General features: G+C 69.8%; 19 protein-coding genes. 10 read left to right on the top strand and 9 right to left on the bottom strand.

Translation table 11 applies throughout. The features are described 5' to 3' along the window. Positions 1-456 precede the first annotated feature (456 nt). The 3 genes from M1L60_RS12740 to M1L60_RS12730 form a co-directional block, all read right to left on the bottom strand. Positions 457-957: a hypothetical protein gene (locus M1L60_RS12740; RefSeq protein ID WP_253237590.1), complete on the bottom strand. Its 501-nt coding sequence runs from the start codon at positions 955-957 to the stop codon at positions 457-459. A 508-nt stretch (positions 958-1465) separates the two neighbouring features. Then, entirely contained in the window at positions 1466-1990 is a 525-nt protein-coding gene (locus M1L60_RS12735) for a P-loop NTPase family protein (RefSeq protein ID WP_253237589.1), read from the bottom strand. 58 nt (positions 1991-2048) lie between these two features. Beyond that, a complete protein-coding gene (locus M1L60_RS12730) occupies positions 2049-2831 on the bottom strand; it encodes an IclR family transcriptional regulator domain-containing protein (protein ID WP_253237588.1) in 783 nt (260 codons plus the stop codon). 151 nt (positions 2832-2982) lie between these two features. On the opposite strand from M1L60_RS12730, the gene M1L60_RS12725 reads away from it, so the two are divergent. The 6 genes from M1L60_RS12725 (at position 2983) to M1L60_RS12700 (ending at position 7878) form a co-directional block, all read left to right on the top strand. After that, positions 2983-3924, top strand: coding sequence for an ABC transporter substrate-binding protein (locus M1L60_RS12725; protein ID WP_253237587.1), 942 nt, complete (start codon positions 2983-2985; stop codon positions 3922-3924). Then, positions 3921-4694 carry an ABC transporter permease gene (locus M1L60_RS12720; RefSeq protein ID WP_253237586.1) on the top strand — a complete coding sequence of 258 codons (774 nt, stop codon included), beginning with the start codon at positions 3921-3923 and terminating at the stop codon, positions 4692-4694. The genes M1L60_RS12725 and M1L60_RS12720 overlap by 4 nt, the downstream gene beginning before the upstream one ends. After that, the gene (locus tag M1L60_RS12715; protein ID WP_253237585.1) at positions 4691-5455 is read left to right on the top strand and encodes an ABC transporter permease; all 765 of its coding nucleotides are present in this window, start codon (positions 4691-4693) and stop codon (positions 5453-5455) included. Before M1L60_RS12720 ends, M1L60_RS12715 begins: the two co-directional genes overlap by 4 nt. A 9-nt stretch (positions 5456-5464) precedes the next feature. Then, positions 5465-6247 carry an ABC transporter ATP-binding protein gene (locus M1L60_RS12710; RefSeq protein WP_253237584.1) on the top strand — a complete coding sequence of 261 codons (783 nt, stop codon included), beginning with the start codon at positions 5465-5467 and terminating at the stop codon, positions 6245-6247. Positions 6248-6283: 36 nt separating this feature from the next. Then, positions 6284-6547, top strand: a complete 264-nt coding sequence (locus M1L60_RS12705) for a GlsB/YeaQ/YmgE family stress response membrane protein (RefSeq protein WP_253237583.1) — start codon at positions 6284-6286, stop codon at positions 6545-6547. A gap of 176 nt (positions 6548-6723) precedes the next feature. Then, positions 6724-7878 carry a helix-hairpin-helix domain-containing protein gene (locus tag M1L60_RS12700; RefSeq protein ID WP_253237582.1) on the top strand — a complete coding sequence of 385 codons (1155 nt, stop codon included), beginning with the start codon at positions 6724-6726 and terminating at the stop codon, positions 7876-7878. A gap of 737 nt (positions 7879-8615) precedes the next feature. On the opposite strand, the gene M1L60_RS12695 is transcribed toward M1L60_RS12700, so the two are convergent. Beyond that, entirely contained in the window at positions 8616-9272 is a 657-nt protein-coding gene (locus M1L60_RS12695) for a TetR/AcrR family transcriptional regulator (protein WP_253237581.1), read from the bottom strand. 58 nt (positions 9273-9330) lie between these two features. Between M1L60_RS12695 and M1L60_RS12690 the strand changes: the two genes are divergently transcribed. Further along, positions 9331-10473, top strand: coding sequence for an SDR family NAD(P)-dependent oxidoreductase (locus tag M1L60_RS12690; RefSeq protein WP_253237580.1), 1143 nt, complete (start codon positions 9331-9333; stop codon positions 10471-10473). 12 nt (positions 10474-10485) lie between these two features. On the opposite strand, the gene pstS is transcribed toward M1L60_RS12690, so the two are convergent. From pstS to M1L60_RS12675, 3 genes are read right to left on the bottom strand one after another with little or no spacing between them, the layout of a single operon-like run. Beyond that, a complete protein-coding gene (gene pstS / locus M1L60_RS12685) occupies positions 10486-11523 on the bottom strand; it encodes a phosphate ABC transporter substrate-binding protein PstS (RefSeq protein WP_253237579.1) in 1038 nt (345 codons plus the stop codon). Positions 11524-11533: 10 nt separating this feature from the next. After that, positions 11534-12820, bottom strand: coding sequence for a GlnX family signal transduction membrane protein (locus tag M1L60_RS12680; protein ID WP_253237578.1), 1287 nt, complete (start codon positions 12818-12820; stop codon positions 11534-11536). Positions 12821-12876: 56 nt separating this feature from the next. After that, complete coding sequence (locus tag M1L60_RS12675; protein WP_253237577.1) at positions 12877-13191, bottom strand: hypothetical protein; 315 nt, start codon at positions 13189-13191, stop codon at positions 12877-12879. 194 nt (positions 13192-13385) lie between these two features. Here M1L60_RS12675 and M1L60_RS12670 point away from each other — a divergent pair, with 194 nt between their 5' ends. From M1L60_RS12670 to M1L60_RS47765, 3 genes are all read left to right on the top strand, one after another. Next, complete coding sequence (locus M1L60_RS12670) at positions 13386-14417, top strand: alpha/beta hydrolase (protein ID WP_253237576.1); 1032 nt, start codon at positions 13386-13388, stop codon at positions 14415-14417. Positions 14418-14723: 306 nt separating this feature from the next. Then, on the top strand, positions 14724-15140 hold the full coding sequence (locus M1L60_RS12665) for a nitroreductase family deazaflavin-dependent oxidoreductase (RefSeq protein ID WP_253237575.1): 417 nt from the start codon (positions 14724-14726) through the stop codon (positions 15138-15140). A gap of 84 nt (positions 15141-15224) precedes the next feature. Then, positions 15225-15674 (top strand): FAD-dependent oxidoreductase, encoded by a 450-nt coding sequence (locus M1L60_RS47765; protein WP_253237574.1) that lies wholly within the window; start codon positions 15225-15227, stop codon positions 15672-15674. A 226-nt stretch (positions 15675-15900) separates the two neighbouring features. On the opposite strand, the gene M1L60_RS12655 is transcribed toward M1L60_RS47765, so the two are convergent. Continuing rightward, complete coding sequence (locus M1L60_RS12655; protein WP_253237573.1) at positions 15901-16359, bottom strand: SRPBCC family protein; 459 nt, start codon at positions 16357-16359, stop codon at positions 15901-15903. Next, positions 16356-16688 (bottom strand): ArsR/SmtB family transcription factor, encoded by a 333-nt coding sequence (locus M1L60_RS12650; protein ID WP_253237572.1) that lies wholly within the window; start codon positions 16686-16688, stop codon positions 16356-16358. The genes M1L60_RS12655 and M1L60_RS12650 overlap by 4 nt, the downstream gene beginning before the upstream one ends. Between the last annotated feature and the right edge of the window lie 37 nt (positions 16689-16725).

Raw genomic sequence — 16725 nt, 5'->3', positions numbered from 1 at the left:
TGCTTGCTTGCGCTGGGACGGCTGGGCCCGACGGTGACCATGCTGGGCTGAAAGGCAGCTACGCCCTGCATGGTCACCGTCGGGCCCAGCCTTGGGTGGGATCCAACTAACGGCAGCGTCGTGGTCGGCGCTTCTCTGATTGCCGGGGTGGCTGAGGAGACCCCTTGCGGCTGGGGGATTTGGCTTCCGCGTTGTGCATGGAGCCGCGATTTTCTGTCACCCGGGCCGGCCTGGGTGGTGGGGTGCGCGTTCGCACCGTGCCGGTTGCGATGGTCGGTTGAGATAGGAGCGACAGGAGCGATAGGACGGAGGTGAGGGCTGGGGTGGGGGTATCCCCAAAGGGAGGGGGGTGGCTTGAGCGGGTGTGCGCCTGTGGGGGTATTTACATTTGGGGTGGCGCCCGCTGTGGACAGTTGGAGGCGGTCGGGCAGCTGGTCCCTGGTTGCTGGTTGCTGGTCAGGTTAGGTTCTTGGCGTGGTGCCAGGCTTGGTCGAAGTCTTTGCTGTCGGTCTGCCACTGCGGCAGGTCGGGGTCGTACAGGTCGATCGGTGGGTTCAGTGGCCAGTCGTCGGGGGTTGTTCTGATGGCGCTTCCGTTGCGGTAGACCTCTACCTGGCGTAGTCGGCGGCCGTCGGGGCCCAGCTCCTCGAAGTACAGGCAGGGCTCGGTGTCGTCGGCGTCGTCCCACGGGCGTCGTAGGTAGACGACCTCCAGGGCGGCCAGGGCGCCGAAATCTGGGTGGCCGCGCTGGGCGGCGCGCTGTTTCCTCAGACCGTCCAGGCCGAGCGGCATGTCCGCGGAGTTGATGTCCACCTCCACGAGTTCCTCCTCGGCGAACTGGGCCACCCTGTCCGGGTCGTCGACCACCTCGACCTCGGCGAACGTCTCCGCGATCTCTTGTGCCGACCGGGCGTGAATCCACCGCCACAGGCCGCCCATCCCGTAGTCGTGCAACACCAGGAATCGCTTTTCGCCGCGTCGCTCACACCGTGATCGTGCCTGAACAGCCAAGCGTGCGGGCGCGGGAACCGCCCGCGGTCAGGCTGACAACTCGCGGTAAGGAACGCGAAAATCGGCTGAGCCCAGCAGGCTGGGTGCGTGACTACTTCCGACCGGATTCACCTACGCCTCTTCGTTGAAGTGTCGCCGAGCCGGAGCGCGGAAGTCGCCGCCGCTCTGACCCGTCGGCTGGCCCACCTCGGCAATGTGCGGACGGCGGACCTCGGCCGGTACTGGAAGATCCCCGAGTACACGGAGTTCGACATCGAGGTCACGCCGACCGGGAACGTATCAGCGTGCGTCGCGGCCATACGAGCGCTACAGCCCGCGGGATGGTCAGGCGACGCCTGGACGTCGCATCCCGACGGGCCGAAGTTTCTTCTCCCGCAAGTCCGGTGGGTGTGGCTCACGTCAGACGACCGATGATTCGGACTGCATACACAGCGGCAGAACCAGAGGCGCTGGGTCAGCCTTGGGGGATGCTGGCCGCGTGGAGCGGTCCTTCTAGCCAGCGGTCGGCGGCGGGGGTGGTGCGCAGCCGGACGACGGGTAGGTCCGGGCGTTGCCGGGCCAGGTTGGTGACCCGGGCGGTGGTGCGGCCGTGGGTTTTCCAGGCCCAGCGGATGATGTGCTCGTCGTCGGTGAAGAACGTTCGTAGTGGGGGCTCGATATTGCCGTTCCACAGGACCTGGCGGCGTAGGCGGCGGGTGAGGGTTCGTTGCACGACGCGGCGCATGACGGTTCGGCGGGGCAGGTCGAGCCACACCAGCAGGTCGGCGCGGCCGGCCAGGTGGGCCAGGACCGAGTCGTACTGCCATTCGGTGACCCAGGACGGGCCGGCGCTGAAGCGGTGGACGTCTTCCTCGAAGGAGGGGCGCTTGGTCCAGGACGGGCCGTGGAAAAGGCTGTCGATCTCGATGTGTGGCACGTCCAGAGTCGCGGCTATGCGGGCGGCCAAGGTGGTCTTGCCGGAACCTGAGGTGCCGGTCACCAGGATTCGCCGCGGTCGGCGCGGTAGAGGGCTGTCGGCGTCGAGCACGGTGGCGTGGTCAGGCTCGGGCCGCGTGGTGGGTGTTGAGGCGCAGGTCGGCGTCTATGGCGGCGGTGGCGGCCAGTAACGGGGGTAGCAGGCGGCGGCGCATGGCTTCGACGGTGGCTCGGGCGGCGTGGACGGAGATGTTCACGGCTCCGGCTACGGCGCCTGCGCGGTCGTGGATGGGGGCGGCTATGGCTCTCAGGCCCTTTTCCAGTTCCTGGTCGATGATGGCGTAGCCCTGGGCCGCCACTCGCGTGAGCTCTGTGTGCAGGGCCGCGGGTGTCGTCAGGGTCTTGGCGGTCAGGCGGGTGAGCTCGGCCCGGGCCAGGTAGGCGTCCAGGTCGGCCGGGGGGAGGGCGGCCAGCAGGACCCGGCCCATCGAGGTGGCGTACGCCGGGAATCTGGTTCCTAGATTGATCGAGACGGCCATGATGCGGCTCGTGGGGACGCGGGCCACGTAGACGATGTCGTCGCCGTCCAGGATGGACAACGACGAGCTTTCGTGGACCTGGGCCACCAGTCGTTCCAGGTGGGGCGCGACGACCTCGGGCAGGGACAGGCTGGAGAGGAACGCGTAGCCCAGCTCCAGCACCCTCGGGGTCAGGCTGAAGAGGCGGCCGTCCGTGCGTACGTAACCCAGGTCGGCCAGGGTGAGCAGGAACCTTCGGGCGGCGGCGCGGGTCAGGTCGCAGATCCGGGCGACCTCGCTGAGGGTCAGCTCGGCGTGTTCGGCGTCGAAGGCGCGGATGACGGCCAGGCCGCGTTCCAGCGACTGGACGTGGTGGGGCTGCCTCATAGCGAGGATCTCGAGCGCATACCGATCGATGAAGATCGTTGACGTGACACGGCCCACATCCTAGCGTTCACATCGAGAACTTTCGTTCGCAATGCGCACAGCTTACCGGAGGAAACGAATGCGACGGGTCTTCACGGGGATAGCTACAGGGATGGCGTTGGCGCTGGTCGTAGCGACGGGCGCGTGCGGGTCGGACGGCGGCTCCGGTGGGGACACCGGTTCCGGCGGCGTCGACCAGGTCAAGGTCGGGGTCATTCCGATCGTCGACGTGGCGCCGATCTACCTCGGGCAGCAGAAGGGCTTCTTCAAGAGCCGCAGCATCGAGCTGACCATGGAGAGCGGCCAGGGCGGCGCGGCGATCGTGCCCGGTGTGGTCAGCGGGCAGTTCCAGTTCGGCTTCAGCAACTTCACCTCGCTGCTGATCGCGCAGACCAAGAACGTGCCGATCAAGACGGTGGCCAACGGCGTCGCCTCCACCGGCGAGCAGGGCAAGGACTTCGGCGCGGTCATGGTGAAGGCGGACAGCCCTATCAAGACGGCGGCCGACCTGGTCGGCAAGAAGGTCTCGGTCAACACGCTCAAGAACATCGGCGACACGACCGTGCGCGAATCGGTGCGCAAAGCCGGGGGCGATCCGAAGAACATCAACTTCGTCGAGGTGCCCTTCGCGAACGCGCCGGCCGCGCTCGAGGAGGGTCAGGTGGACGCGGTCTGGGTCGTCGAGCCGTCGCTGTCACAGGTCAAGGCGGCCGGCGGACGGCTGGTGGCCTCCAACTACGTCGACGCGGCGCCGAATCTGAGCGTGGCCGCCTACTTCACCTCGGCCAAGCTCGCCGGGGAGGACGCCGACCTGGTCAAGCGGTTCACCGAGGCGATCAACGAGTCGCTGACGTACGCCGACGGGCACCCGGACGAGGTGCGGGCCGTGCTCGGCAGCTACACGAAGATCGACGAGAAGACCCGGGCCGGGCTGACGCTGCCCAAGTGGCCGACCGAGATCAACAAGGAGTCGGTGGACACGCTGGCCAAGCTGGGCGGTCAGGACGGCATCTTCGACGGGGCCACCCCTGACGTGGCGAAGCTGCTGCCGTGAGAAACAGAACCGGCCTGCTCGGCCTGGCCGGGCTGGCCGGTCTGCTCGTACTCGTCGAGGCTCTGCCCCGGCTCGGCCTGGTCAACGACGCCTACCTGCCGCCGACCAGCCGGATCGCGGCGGCGCTGGGCGACGAACTCATCACCGCCGAGTTCTGGCGGGCGATCGGCGACACGCTGACGGGGTGGGCCATCGGGCTGGTCATCGCGGTGGCGGCGGGCGTGGTGGTGGGCATCGTCGTCGGGTCGGTGCCGGTGTTGCGCGCGGCGACCGCGTCCACGATCGAGTTCCTGCGGCCTATCCCGTCGGTGGCGCTGATCCCGCTGGCGGTGCTGCTCTACGGCACCGACCTCGGCTCGACGTTGCTGCTCGTCGTGTACGCCGCGTTCTGGCAGGTGCTGGTGCAGGTGCTGTACGGGGTGGCCGACGTCGACCCGATCGCCGACGAGACCGCGCGCAGCTTCCGGTTCGGGGCGTGGGCCCGCGTACGCCATGTGCTGTGGCCGACCGCCCTGCCGTACGTCTTCACCGGCGTACGGCTGGCGGCTTCGGTTGCTCTGGTTCTGGCCGTCACGGCGGAACTGGTGATCGGTGCGCCCGGGCTCGGCAAATCGATCGCGGTGGCGCAGACGTCGGGGGCGGTGCCGCTGATGTACGCCCTGATCGCGGTGACCGGCCTGCTCGGCGTGGGGATCAACCTGGCCGCCCGGATCTTCGAGCGCCGCTCGCTGGCCTGGCACCAATCCGTACGCGGGGAGGTTCCCGCATGAAGCGAGTCGCCTACGTGCTTGGGTTGCCAGTCGTGTTGTTCGCGGCCTGGTACCTGCTCAGTGCGGGCAGCGAGAGCTTCTACGCTCCCCCGCTGTCCAAGATCCTGGAGTCGTTCGGGAAGACGTGGACGCTCGACCGCCTCACCGCCGACGTCGTGCCGAGTCTGCTGCGGCTCGGGGCCGGTTACCTGCTGGCCGCGGTCATCGGTGTGGCCCTCGGCATCACCATCGGGCTGAACCGGTGGGTGCGGGCCACCCTCGAACCGGTGCTCGAGTTCTTCCGGGCCGTGCCGCCACCCGTGCTCGTGCCGGTCATCATGCTGTTCGCGGGCATCGGGGACGGCATGAAGGTCATCGTCATCGTCTTCGGGTGCGTGTGGCCGGTGCTGCTCAACACGGTCGAAGGCGTGCGGGCGGTCGACAGCGTCCAGATCGACACCGCCCGGGCGTACGGAATCAGTGGTCCCGCCCGCATCGGCCGGGTGATCCTGCCGGCGGCGTCGCCGCAGATCGCCGCCGGGCTGCGGCAGGCCCTGTCGATCGCGATCATCCTCATGGTGATCAGCGAGATGTTCGCGGCCAGCAACGGGCTCGGCTTCACCATCGTCCAGTTCCAGCGCAGCTTCGCCATCCCCGAGATGTGGAGCGGGATCATCCTGCTCGGCCTGCTCGGTTTCGGGCTGTCGCTGCTGTTCCGGCTCGCCGAGGGGCGGGCGCTCCGCTGGTACCACGGTCTGCGCGCGGCGCAGCGCAGGTCCTGAGAGGTCGACATGCTCGAGGTTTCATCGCTGAACAAGGTCTACCGCTCGGGCGCGCGCGAGGTCGAGGCGCTGCGCGACCTCACGTTCACCGTCGACAGCGGCGAGTTGGTCTGCCTGGTCGGCCCGTCCGGCTGCGGCAAGACCACGCTGCTGCGCTGCATCGCCGGCCTGCTCGAGCCCAGCGCCGGGAAAGTCCGCCTGGACGGGCGCGAGGTGAGCGGTCCGCCGCCGGGTCTCGCGATGGTCTTCCAGGAGTACGGGCGTAGTTTGTTCCCTTGGATGTCGGTGCGCGACAACGTCGAGCTCCCGCTGAAGCAGCGCAAGATCGCTCGCCATCGGCGGACCACACTGGTTCAGGACGCTCTCGACGCGGTCGGGCTCACCGGCACCGAGTCGGCCTACCCGTGGCAGCTCTCCGGCGGCATGCAACAGCGCGTCGCTATTGCCCGGGCCATTGCGTACGAGCCGTCGACCCTGCTCATGGACGAGCCGTTCGCCGCGGTCGACGCGCAGACCCGGGCCGACCTCGAGGATCTGGTCCGCGCGCTGTGGCAGCGGCTCGAGGTGACCGTCCTGTTCATCACGCACGACATCGACGAGGCGGTCTATCTGGGGCAACGGGTCGTGATGCTGTCGTCGTCACCGACCGTCGTGCAGGACGAGATCACGGTCGACCTGCCGCCGGCCCGCGACCAACTGCACACCCGGGCCGATCCGCGCTTCACCGAACTGCGAACCCATGTGTACGAACAAATCCAGGCTGCCAAACGTGGCGCGGGCGCGTCATCCTGAAGAGGACCGCGCCGCTAGCGCAGCAGGAGGCGTCACATGGAGATCTCGGGATTCTTCACCGCCATCATCGTCGGACTCGTCATCGGCGTACTGGGCCGTCTGGTCCTTCCGGGCCGCCAGAAGATCTCAATTTGGCTGACGTTGCTGATCGGCATTGTCGCCGCCGTCATCGGCACGTTCCTGGCCGCGCTGATCGGCGTCGACGAGACCGGCGGCGTCGACTGGATCGAGCTGATCCTGCAGGTCGCGCTGGCCGCGGGCGGGGTCGCCCTGGTGACCCGGGCCCGCTCGACCCGTTGACGACATTCCGGTTACCGGTCCTTTGCGGAATACCGCCGGCGTGATCACGCACTGACGGCTGGTGACGGAGCTATGTCTTTTGTCGCTCCGTCGGTACCACCCTCATGGTGTGCATACGCGGCGATGTGCGATGCTGCGCGCCACATACGCAGCTCTCATTGTTCGGAGCCCTTCATATGGCATCGTTCCTCTTCCTTGTCGCCGGGGTTGTCGTCGGATTCGCGGCCGGCTGGCTGGTGCGCGCGCAGCGCTCCCCCAAGCCCGCCGCCGACGAGACGCCCGCCTCTAGCGCCACCACCAGCGCGCCGGTGACGGCCGCCCCCGCCACCACCACCGAGGACGAGCCGAAGGCCGCCCCGGCCACCGAGCCGGCCCCCGAGCCCGTCGCGGCCTCCGAGCCCGTCGCGGCCACCTCGCCGGCGGCGTCCGATGAGCCGGTCGCGGACGTCAAGGACGTCGAGCCCGCCAAGGACGCTGAGCCGCTCGCGGAGGTTCCGTCCGCTGTCGAGCCGAAGGCCTTCGCCGCAACCGAGCCGGCTGTCGATCCTGTCGTCGAGCCGAAGCCGGTCGAGGTGTCGGAGCCGATCACCGCCGAGCTCGAGCCGGTCGTGGCGGCCGACGAGCCCACGTCCGAGGCCGAGCCCACCGCCAAGCCCGAGGCGGCCGCTGCCGCGGAGTTCGAGGCCGAAGCCAAGGCTGCCGCCGCCGACATCGAGCTCGCGGCCAAGCCGGAGCCGATCACCGAGCCGGAGCCGATCGCCGTCACCAAGGTGGAGCCGGTCGCGGTGGCAGTGGCCGCCGACCCCGTCGCCGTGGTCGTGCCGCCCACCGAGCCCGAGCCCGTGGCCAAGCCGGCCCCGAAGCCGCGCGCGACCCGCACCCGCACCCCGGCGAAGCCCAAGCCCGCCCTCACCGAGCCGCCGGCCGCGGGCGAGCCCGCCCTCGCGCCGGCAGCCATCGCCGAGCCCGTGGTCGCCGCCCCGGTCGTGGCCGAGCCGGCCACGATCCCGTCGCAGGCCGCCCCTGTCTTCTCCAGCGCCGACACCGCGGCTGCCATCCCGGGAGCCGCCGAGGCCGACGAGGTCGCCGCCGTCCCCGCCCCGGTCGCCGTAGCCGCGATCACCGAGCCCGACGACCTCACCAAGATCGCCGGCATCGGCCCGAAGATGGCCATGGCCCTGGCCGCCAGCGGCATCACCACGTTCCGCCAGCTCGCCGAGACCGACGTGCCCACCCTGCGCACCGCCGTCACCTCAGCCGGCCTGCGCCTCGCCCCCACCCTGCCGACCTGGCCCGAACGCGCCAAGCAACTGGTCGACACCAACCTCTGAGCAACAACACGACGATGCCCGGCGGCCCATGGTCCGCCGGGCATCGTCGTTCCCAGAAGCCGGAACGCTGCAGCAGCGGGACACGGCTGGATCAGGCAGCCCGGCCCCGGCCGGTAGCACCATCACCTTCCCGTCCGCCTGTCGGACGAGGCCGATCTCAACGCCCGGAAGCCCTGACGCCACCACGGATCCCGCGCGCCAAAACCCGCCCATCTCCCCGGCCAGCCAAGCAGGTCTTCCACCCCACCCCACCGGAACCGACGTCGAAAGAGCAAACGCCGACCTTCCTGACAGTGGGGGTCGACGGTAATCACGGCGGCGTCCAGCCTCGGCGAGATCCCGCACGTGGCCAAGCTGTCGCCGTTCGCGCTCACCGGCAAGCCTGACGGCGGAGCAGATCGCATTCCCGACCTCGCCCTTGCTTAGGAGCGCGGTCGTGTCTCGATGGCACGCGTGGTCACGCAGGGGCAATTCACCTGGTCCGCCGGCGCCGAGGAGATGTTCGGGGACATCGAGCCGGGACGGGGCCGCGCCTCCGGAACGTGCGGCCCCTCGGAAAGACAGCGTGCGCTCTAGGGTCCGTTTTAGAAGTGGGGTCGAGTTGCGGTGCGGTCCAGGTGTCGTCTGGGTGTGCGCCGGAATCGTCCTAATACCGGGGTTGTATTCGGATGATTTCGGCGTGCAGCCAGGCGGCGGCTGGGCCTCGCCGCAGCCCGGCTCCACTTCTAAAACGGACCCTAGCGGGCCAGACGGTCCAGCAGTTCGCCGAGCAGGGCGTGTTCGCCCGGGCTGAGGCCGGCCGGGTCGTCGTCGACCAGTGCGCGCAACCTCAGTGCCGCGCTCGCGCGGGTCGCGGGGGCGTCGGCCGAGGGTGTGTGCAGGACCCCGGCCAGCGCGGCCTCGCGGACCCGCTCGGACAGGCCGAAGTCCGGCTCGGGCTGGCTGATCAGGGTGAGCGTGATGCCGACGTTGGCCGCGAGCACCTGTTCGGCGGCGTCGGCGGCCGGCACCTTGAGCAGGCCCTGGGCCGCGGCGGCGGTGAACCGTTCGCGCAGCGCGGCGTGCGCGGGGGCCGTGACGGCGCAGGGCTTTCCCGGCTCGGCCCGGCCGTAGAGCAGCCCGTAGAACGACGGGTGCTCCAGCCCGAACCGCACGTGCCGGTCCCAGCCCTCGCGCAGGTCGTGCCGCGGGTCGCCCGAGTTCTCGATCGCCGTGTACTGGGTGAAGCCGTGGTTGGCCACGGCGTCGATCAGGCCCTGCTTGCTGCCGAAGTGGTGGTAGAGCGTCGGCGCCTGCACCCCGGCGCGTTCGCACACCGCCCTCGTGGACACCGAACCGCCATTTTCCAGCAACTCCGCCGCGGCGAGCAGGAGCCGATCCCGTGCGTTCTGCATGCTTGCTACATTAGCTCATGTAGCGCTACATTGCCCGCTATAGCGAAAGGAGAAGTCCATGAGGACCTGGTTCATCACTGGTGGGACGCCCGGGGGTTTCGGCCTTGTCTACGCCGAGGCCGCACTGGCCCTGGGCGATCAGGTGGTGGTCACCGCGCGCCGGCCCGCCGAGCTGCAGGAATGGGCTGAACCGCACGGCGACCGTGTGCTCGTGCTCCAGCTCGACGTCACCGAGGCCGAGCAGGTACGGGCGGCGGTCAAGACGGCCGAGGAGCGGTACGGCGGGATCGACGTGCTCGTCAACAACGCGGGCCGGGGCTGGTTCGGCTCGGTCGAGGGATCGCCCGACGAGACGGTCCGGCGCACGTTCGACCTCAACCTGTTCGCGGTGGTCGACGTGATCCGCGCGGTCCTGCCGGGCATGCGGGCCCGCGGCGACGGCTGGATCGTGACCATGTCGTCGGTGGCCGGTCTCGTCGGCGCCCCGGGGTTCGGCTACTACTCGGCGGCGAAGTTCGCGCTCGAGGGACTGTCGGAGACCCTGCGCCAAGAGGTCGAGCCGTTCGGCGTACGCGTGCTCGTCGTGGAGCCGGGAGCGTTCCGCACCAACGCCTACGCGAGCTTCGAGAGCGAGCCCGTCAATGAGACCGTCGACGCCTACGTGCCGATGGTCGAGGGGGTCAAGGCCGCGTTCGTCGACGCCAACGGCAACCAGGCCGGTGACCCGGAACGCGGGGTGCAGGCCGTGATCAGCGCGATGAACGCGCCCGTCCCGCCGCAGCGGATCGTGCTCGGCAACTCCGGCTACGACGTCGTTGTCGCGGTGCACGAGAACGCCCTGGTCGAACTGCGGGCGCACGAGAAGCTGTCGCGCGGGGCCGACTTCGATCCTCTTCCCCCGGCCGTCGCGAACTTCGTCGCGGCCACCAACGCGCACGACCTGAACGCGCTGGCCGCGGTCTTCGGCGACCGGGCCACCGTGCGCGATGACGGCGCGACCTTCACCGGCGCGGCCGAGATCCGCGAGTGGATCCAGGCGCACCTGCTCAACCCCAGGATCGTGATCACGCCGACCTCGTTCGCGGGCGACCGGCTGGTGGCCTCCGGGGACGGTGACTTCCCCGGTGGGCCGCTCTCCTTCGCGTTCGTGTTCGGTATCGAGGACGACCGGGTCACCGACCTCACGATCGAGCCCGTCTGATCGGCCCGGGTTCTACAGCGACGCGATCGACTGTTCGACCCGGGTGCGCAGTTCGTCCGGCAGGGGTGCGTAGCCCGAGGCAGCGGCCGTGTCCTGGCCGGCGCGACTGGCCGCGTACGCCAGAAAGCTCTTGGTCAGTTCCGACGAGCCCTGCCGGCAGGCGATCTCATAGGTGACCAGCACCAGCGGATAGGCCAGGGCGTCGCCGGTGCGGTAGTCGAGCTCGAGGCGCAGGTCGCCCTGGGCGCCGGTGACCTCGGCGCCGGCCACGGTACGGGCGGCAGCCGCGTCGTTCAGGGCCACGAACTCGCCCGCCGCGTTGCCGACGCGGGTGGTGGGCAGGTTCGAGAAGCGGGCGTACGAGGATTCGACGTAGCCGATCGCGCCGTCCGTGCGTTCGATGGCCGACACCACGCGGTTGCTGCCGTCGGCCCCGACGCCGGTGGCCGGCGGCCACAGCGCGCGCCGGAAGTCGGTGGCCGCCGTCGCCGTCAGGAACTTCGTGAAGTTGTCGGTCGTGCCGGAGCTGTCGGAGCGGTACACCGGGCGGACCGGCGTGGACGGCAGCGCGACCCCCGGGTTGTCGGCCTTGATCTTCGGGTCGTTCCAGCGGGTGATCCGCCCGGTGAAGATGCGGGCGATGGTGGCCGGTGACAGACGCAGGTCGTCGACGCCGGTGACCGTGAAGGCCAGGGCGATCGGGCCCACCACCATCGGCAGGTGCAGCACCGGGCCCCGGCAGCGGGCGGTGGCCCGGGCCTGCTCGGCGGCGGCGATCGGCGAGTCGGAGCCCGCGAAGTCGCCGGTGCCCGCATAGAAGGAGCGTCGGCCCGCGCCCGAGCCCGTGCTGGCGTACTCAATGGTCGCCTCGGCACAGCTCACCTGGTAGTCCTTGATCCAGGCGCTGACGGCGTTGGCCTGGGCCGACGAGCCCTGGGCGGTGATCGAGCCGCCGGTGCAGTCGATGGCGGCCCGGGGCGGAGTGCTCGGCGATTCGCACGCGGCGACGCCCAGCAGCAGGAGGGCCGCGGCGATGATGCGTTTTCTCATGGCAGCCTCCTCAGCGGTATTCGGCCAGGCGCTTGCGGACCGACAGCGGGACCAGCAGGATCACCAGGCCGAGGGCGACGGCGGGGATGAACGGCCAGCCCGTGAGCAGGATGTCGGCGTCGCGCCGGGCCACGTCGAAGTCGTCCCGGCGGGCGGCGGTGATCTCGGCGACGGCCGCGTCGTAGTACGAGAAGTCGAACGACGCGTCGCCGCGCCGGATGCCGGTCAGGGCGGTGATCGCCTCGGCCTTCTTTCCGGAGTCGGCCAGCTCGACGATCTTTTCGTGACCGGCCCGGTACGCCTTCCAGCGCTCCACGACCTGCTCGGTGTAGTACGGGCCGATGTCGGGGCCGCCCGCGACCGTCGGCAGACCGGAGTCGCCGGCCTCCAGCGCGTCGGCCTTGCGGTCGAAGTCCTGGCGGTAGACGTCGAGGCGGTTGCTGATCAGGTAGCGCGAGGTGTCGGCCGACGCGTCGTAGCTGACCGCCCGGGCCCGGGTCAGGTCGAGGAACGGGATCAGGCTCTCGTCGCGCGCCTTGCTCAGCACCTGCCCCTGCAGGATCAGCACACCCGCCATCGGAACGAGCAGCAGCGCGGTCAGCACGGTGGCGGTGATCAGGGCCGGGTTGAACAGCCGCCGGAACCGCCGGGCCAGCCACACCTGCAAGCCGATCAGCAGGATCAGCAGCAGCCCGCCCAGAACCGCGGCGAGGGTCACCCCGGCGACCTCGGTCGCGCGCTTGCTTCCGTACGCCGTATCGAGTCTTTCCTCGGCCGCCTCGCGCAGACTCGTGGCCGCGGGCAGCAGGTCGAGGTGCAGCACGTTCGTCGCCTGCGTGTAGTAGCCGGCGGCGGCCGGCCCGGCGGTGAGCGCCTGCCAGACCCGTTCGCGGTACGCGCCCAGGTCGTGCAGCAACCCGAGCACGAGCGCGCGTTCGTCGTCGCCGGTCGCGCCGGTCAGCGAGCGTTGCAGGCTCTCGTCGATCTGGCGGCCGCGCTCCCGGTAGGCGCCGAGCGCGTCGATGTTGCTGCCGGCCAGGTCGTCGCGGCCGGTGGTGAGCACGAGCCGGGCGACCTGGGCGTCCATGTCGCTGAGGGCGAAGTAGAGGTCGGCCGCGTTGGCCGCCTGCGGGGCGGTCTGATCGCCGATGATGCGGGCCTGCTGCTGAACGCGGGCCATGACCAGGCAGGCCGCGACGAGCAGGACGGTAGCGGTCAGGACGGCGGCGCCGGCCCAGAGCCGTAACTGGGCCGGGGTCTGCCTTTCTGCTACGGGCACGACCTCAAAGTAATGCACGTGCACCATTCTCAGAACGCCGGGTTTTTGTTAACCGCGCGTTTTCCTGCAATTCCTCAGGCGGTTGCTCCGCGTAGTCTTTGGCGGGGTACGCCGGCCGCGGCGAGGCGCTGGGCGACCGGGCCGCGAGGGTTGTCGACGAACACGGTGACCTGATGGTCGTCGCCCAACTCGCAGGCGGCGGCGACCGATCCGACGTCCAGCGGGTCGAGCTCGGGCACGTCGGCCAGGTTGACTATCAGGCGAAACGGACGGACGCGGCGCACCGTGTGGACCAGGACGCGACGCAGTTCGACGCCGCGCTCGGCGTCGGCCAGGCCGCGCGGGGTGATCACCACGCTGCCGTCCGGAACCGTTTCCACGTCTACCACGATCTCACCCTCCGTATAACTCCCGGACCACTTTACGACGCGAATGCATCGTGTGTCGACGGCGTGTGCCGTTTGTGATCCCACACTCGAAAAGCTTGCTTTCCGGCGTCCGGGCAATACACAAAAGCGGAAAGCGCGTGGCCACCATTCGGGACAGGACGGGCATCACCGGCGCGATGCGGCACAATTCACCGGTGCGAATCGGTCGGATCCTGGCGGCAACGGTCATCGTGCTCGCGGCGGTGGCGGGCTTCCTGACGTACGCGCGGACGCAGTCCCAGCGCGCGGTCAGCCTGGCCCCGTCCGGGCCGCATCCGGTGGGCCGGCTGACCGATCTGTGGGTCGACCGGTCCCGCACCGACCAGTTCGCCCCCGTCGGCGGCACGCCCCGCATGCTGTCGACCTGGGTCTGGTACCCGGCCGCGGCCGGCGCCCGCGAGCCCGAGTCGGCCTACGCGCCCGGCCCGTGGGCCGGCCTGCACCGCTTCGGCTGGGCCGCGACCGAGCTCGACCGCGTCCGCACCGGCACCCGTGACGAGGCGCCGTGGGCCCACGGCCGCTTCCCGATCGTCGTGCTGCTGCCCGACCTCGGCCTGTCGGCCCCGCAGTACGCGGCGGTGGCGTCCGGCCTGGCCGCGCGGGGCAACCTCGTCGTCGGCGTCACGCCCACCTACAGCTCACGACTCAGCGTCATCAACGACCACCCGATCGCCGCCAGCGCCGCCGGTTCCGCACCCGACCGGCAGGACCAGCTGGTCTCGGTGTGGGCGGCCGACGCCCGCTTCGCCGCCGCCCGCGCGTCCCAGCAGTTCGGACCAAGAGCCGACAACAACCGAATTTCGTACGTGGGTCACGGGCTGGGCGGCACCGCGGCGATCGCGGCGTGCCGCGTGGCCCGCCGCTGCACCGCCGCGGTGTCGCTGGCCGGCCCGCCCCCGACCGACGGTTCCAGCCGCCCGCTGCTGCTCCTCGACACCGCCCCGGCCCCCGGCAGCCGCTCGTTCGAAGTGCGGGGCGCCGGCCGCCTGTCGTTCACCGACCTGGCCGCCTTCCACGTGTCGGCCCCCCTGCGCTGGACACTGCCCCTCGGCTCCATCGACGGCCGCCGCGCCCTGGCCATCACCATCGACTACACAGCCTCGTTCCTGCACGCAGCCACCACCGGCGAAACCTGGAAAGCCCCGCCCTACCCCGAAGTAAGCGAGGCCACTGTCCTCAGCCGCTGAGCCGAATCGGACCACCCTTCCACCCGCGCGTGGTCAATGCGGGGGGCGGCTTCGGCGTCCCCCGCCACCCTGCCTGGTTCCCGGTACGTCCTACGGCGAGGCGCAAGCGTGGCCGACCCTGCGCAACGGTGACAGCGGTCCGAGCTGCGGGTCCGGTAGGGTGCTCGGTGTGACTGCCGGGTCGGCCTTGGGCCATCACCGAGTGGGGCACCCGGCTGAAGGGTGATCCCGCGGCGGGCGCGCGGCCCGCCGCCGCTTTCTGTTCCCCCCGTTGCTCATCTTCCCGGGACCGACAGAGAGCGACCCATGCCCAACCCTTTCAACCAGCAGATCATCGACGAGTTCCGCGCCAACGACGGCCGCGTCGGCGGAATGTTCGCCGGCAGTGACCTCATCCTCCTGACCACGCGCGGCGCCCGCTCGGGCAACCCGCACACCACTCCCCTGGGCGTCCTCACCGACGGCGACCGCATCCTGGTGATCGCCTCGGCCGCGGGCGCACCGACCAACCCGGACTGGTTCCACAACGTCCGCGCCCACTCCCAGGTCACCGTGGAGACCGGCGCCGAGACGTACGAGGCCACAGCCACTCCCCTGACCGGCGCGGAACGAGACGAAGCGTTCACCCGCGCCGCCGCCGACGACCCCGGCTGGTCGGACTACCAGGCCAAAACAACCCGGACGATCCCCGTGATCGCCCTGACCCGAATCACCGCCGGCTGACCCGGCTCCCAGGGCGGGCGGTCGTCACTGCCGCCCGCCCCACGCAGCATCATCACCGCCCCACGCCGCATCCACACCTACGCCGTGCTCAGTCGTCCGGTCGAATGGTTCGCCGCGATCAACTTCGCCGACCCTGAAACCGCCCGCCGGCAGATCGCGGCCGAGTTCGAAGGGTGGGCCCCCGAACTCGTCTCCCTGATCGCCGAAAGCGACGCTGCCCCGATCCTGCGCAGCATCTACGAACTACCGAACCGGCACCGCTGGAGCCCCACAACCGGCGTCACACTGCTCGGCGACGCCGCCCACGTCACCGTCCCCGGCGGCGAGGGCGCAAACATCGCCATGCTCGACGGCGCAGAACTCGGGCTGGCCATCGCGGCCGACGCAGCCACCGCTTTCGCGTCATACGAGCGCGTCATGTTCGAACGGGCCGAGTCAGAAGCCATTGCGGCCCACGAGACCATCGAGCTCATCTTCGGCGCTACCGCTCCCCACGGCCTCGCCGGCCTCTTCAACAATGCAGACGAGGAATAGGCCTGACACGTCGGGTTTCGGGCGTAACCATTTACGCAGGTCGCCCGGGTGGGTTTCGCGGTCTGGACGCGCCAGCGGCCAGCGAAACTCACCCGGGCCCTCGACGGGAGTTGCGGTCTGTGCCACCCACCCCGCCACGACATCCTGCTCTTGATCTTGAAGAAGATTGCCCCTCGACGGGAGTCGCGGCCTGAACGGCCGGCTACAACATCTGCTGCGGAATGGCTCAAGAAAGCTTCAGCAGATACGCGTCCAGCGCGGCGTAGGACTGTTCCGCTCCGTCTTCCATTCCGGACTCGATCATGCCGTCGCGGTCGGCCTTCGAGTCGAAGGTGGACGACGACGTGACCGTGGTGCGGCCGTTCTCCTCGGTGAAGACGTATTGCTCGGTGAGGATGTGGCCGGCCATCGGCTCGTACTCGAAGGTCCAGGTGAAGCTGTTCGGGGCGTCGATGGCCTTGATCTCGCCGCGGAAAGCGTGCTGAGTGCCGTCGGCCGTTTCGACGAAGCGCCATTTGCCGCCGACCTGGAAGTCGATGTCGACGTCGAGCGGGTTGCCGCGGCCCCACCAGTGGCGCAGGTGCTCCGGTTGGGTGTGGCAGGCGAAAACGACGTCGCGCGGGGCGTCGAACGTGCGGCTCATGACGAGTGTGGTGTCGGTGGGGGTCTGGACGTTGATGCTCACGATTGCTCCTCGGACTGGATTTGGCCCAGGTAGGCGTCGAGCGCGTCGTACCTCTCGGTCCACAGGCGTTCGTATTGCGACGCCCATTCCGCGACCGAGCGCACCTGCGCCGGGACGATGCGGCACCACCGCCGCTGGGCCTCGCGGGTGCGGACGATCAGCCCGGCCGCTTCGAGCACGTTGAGGTGTTTCGAGACGGCCTGGGCGCTGATGGGGAAGTCTCCGGCGAGTTCGCCGGCGGTCGCGTCGCCCGTGGCGAGCCGGGCGAGGATCGCGCGGCGCGTGGGGTCGGCGAGGGCGGAGAAGACACCGTCGATCGGATCCGGCATGACAACCACCTGGTTTATAAACTGGTAGGTTGAGAAT

Source organism: Paractinoplanes aksuensis (assembly GCF_024137025.1).
Lineage (GTDB): Bacteria > Actinomycetota > Actinomycetes > Mycobacteriales > Micromonosporaceae > Actinoplanes > Actinoplanes aksuensis.
Note: the sequence above shows the minus strand (reverse complement) of the source record. Positions and strands in the feature narration are given on the sequence as shown.

Coding starts and splice junctions, on each gene's coding strand:
- M1L60_RS12730 (WP_253237588.1), bottom strand. CDS start 2,831: ATGAGGCAGCCCCACCACGTCCAGTCGCTGGAACGCGGCCTGGCCGTC.
- M1L60_RS12725 (WP_253237587.1), top strand. CDS start 2,983: ATGGCGTTGGCGCTGGTCGTAGCGACGGGCGCGTGCGGGTCGGACGGC.
- M1L60_RS12715 (WP_253237585.1), top strand. CDS start 4,691: ATGAAGCGAGTCGCCTACGTGCTTGGGTTGCCAGTCGTGTTGTTCGCG.
- M1L60_RS12710 (WP_253237584.1), top strand. CDS start 5,465: ATGCTCGAGGTTTCATCGCTGAACAAGGTCTACCGCTCGGGCGCGCGC.
- M1L60_RS12705 (WP_253237583.1), top strand. CDS start 6,284: ATGGAGATCTCGGGATTCTTCACCGCCATCATCGTCGGACTCGTCATC.
- M1L60_RS12700 (WP_253237582.1), top strand. CDS start 6,724: ATGGCATCGTTCCTCTTCCTTGTCGCCGGGGTTGTCGTCGGATTCGCG.
- M1L60_RS12695 (WP_253237581.1), bottom strand. CDS start 9,272: ATGCAGAACGCACGGGATCGGCTCCTGCTCGCCGCGGCGGAGTTGCTG.
- M1L60_RS12690 (WP_253237580.1), top strand. CDS start 9,331: ATGAGGACCTGGTTCATCACTGGTGGGACGCCCGGGGGTTTCGGCCTT.
- pstS (WP_253237579.1), bottom strand. CDS start 11,523: ATGAGAAAACGCATCATCGCCGCGGCCCTCCTGCTGCTGGGCGTCGCC.
- M1L60_RS12665 (WP_253237575.1), top strand. CDS start 14,724: ATGCCCAACCCTTTCAACCAGCAGATCATCGACGAGTTCCGCGCCAAC.
- M1L60_RS12650 (WP_253237572.1), bottom strand. CDS start 16,688: ATGCCGGATCCGATCGACGGTGTCTTCTCCGCCCTCGCCGACCCCACG.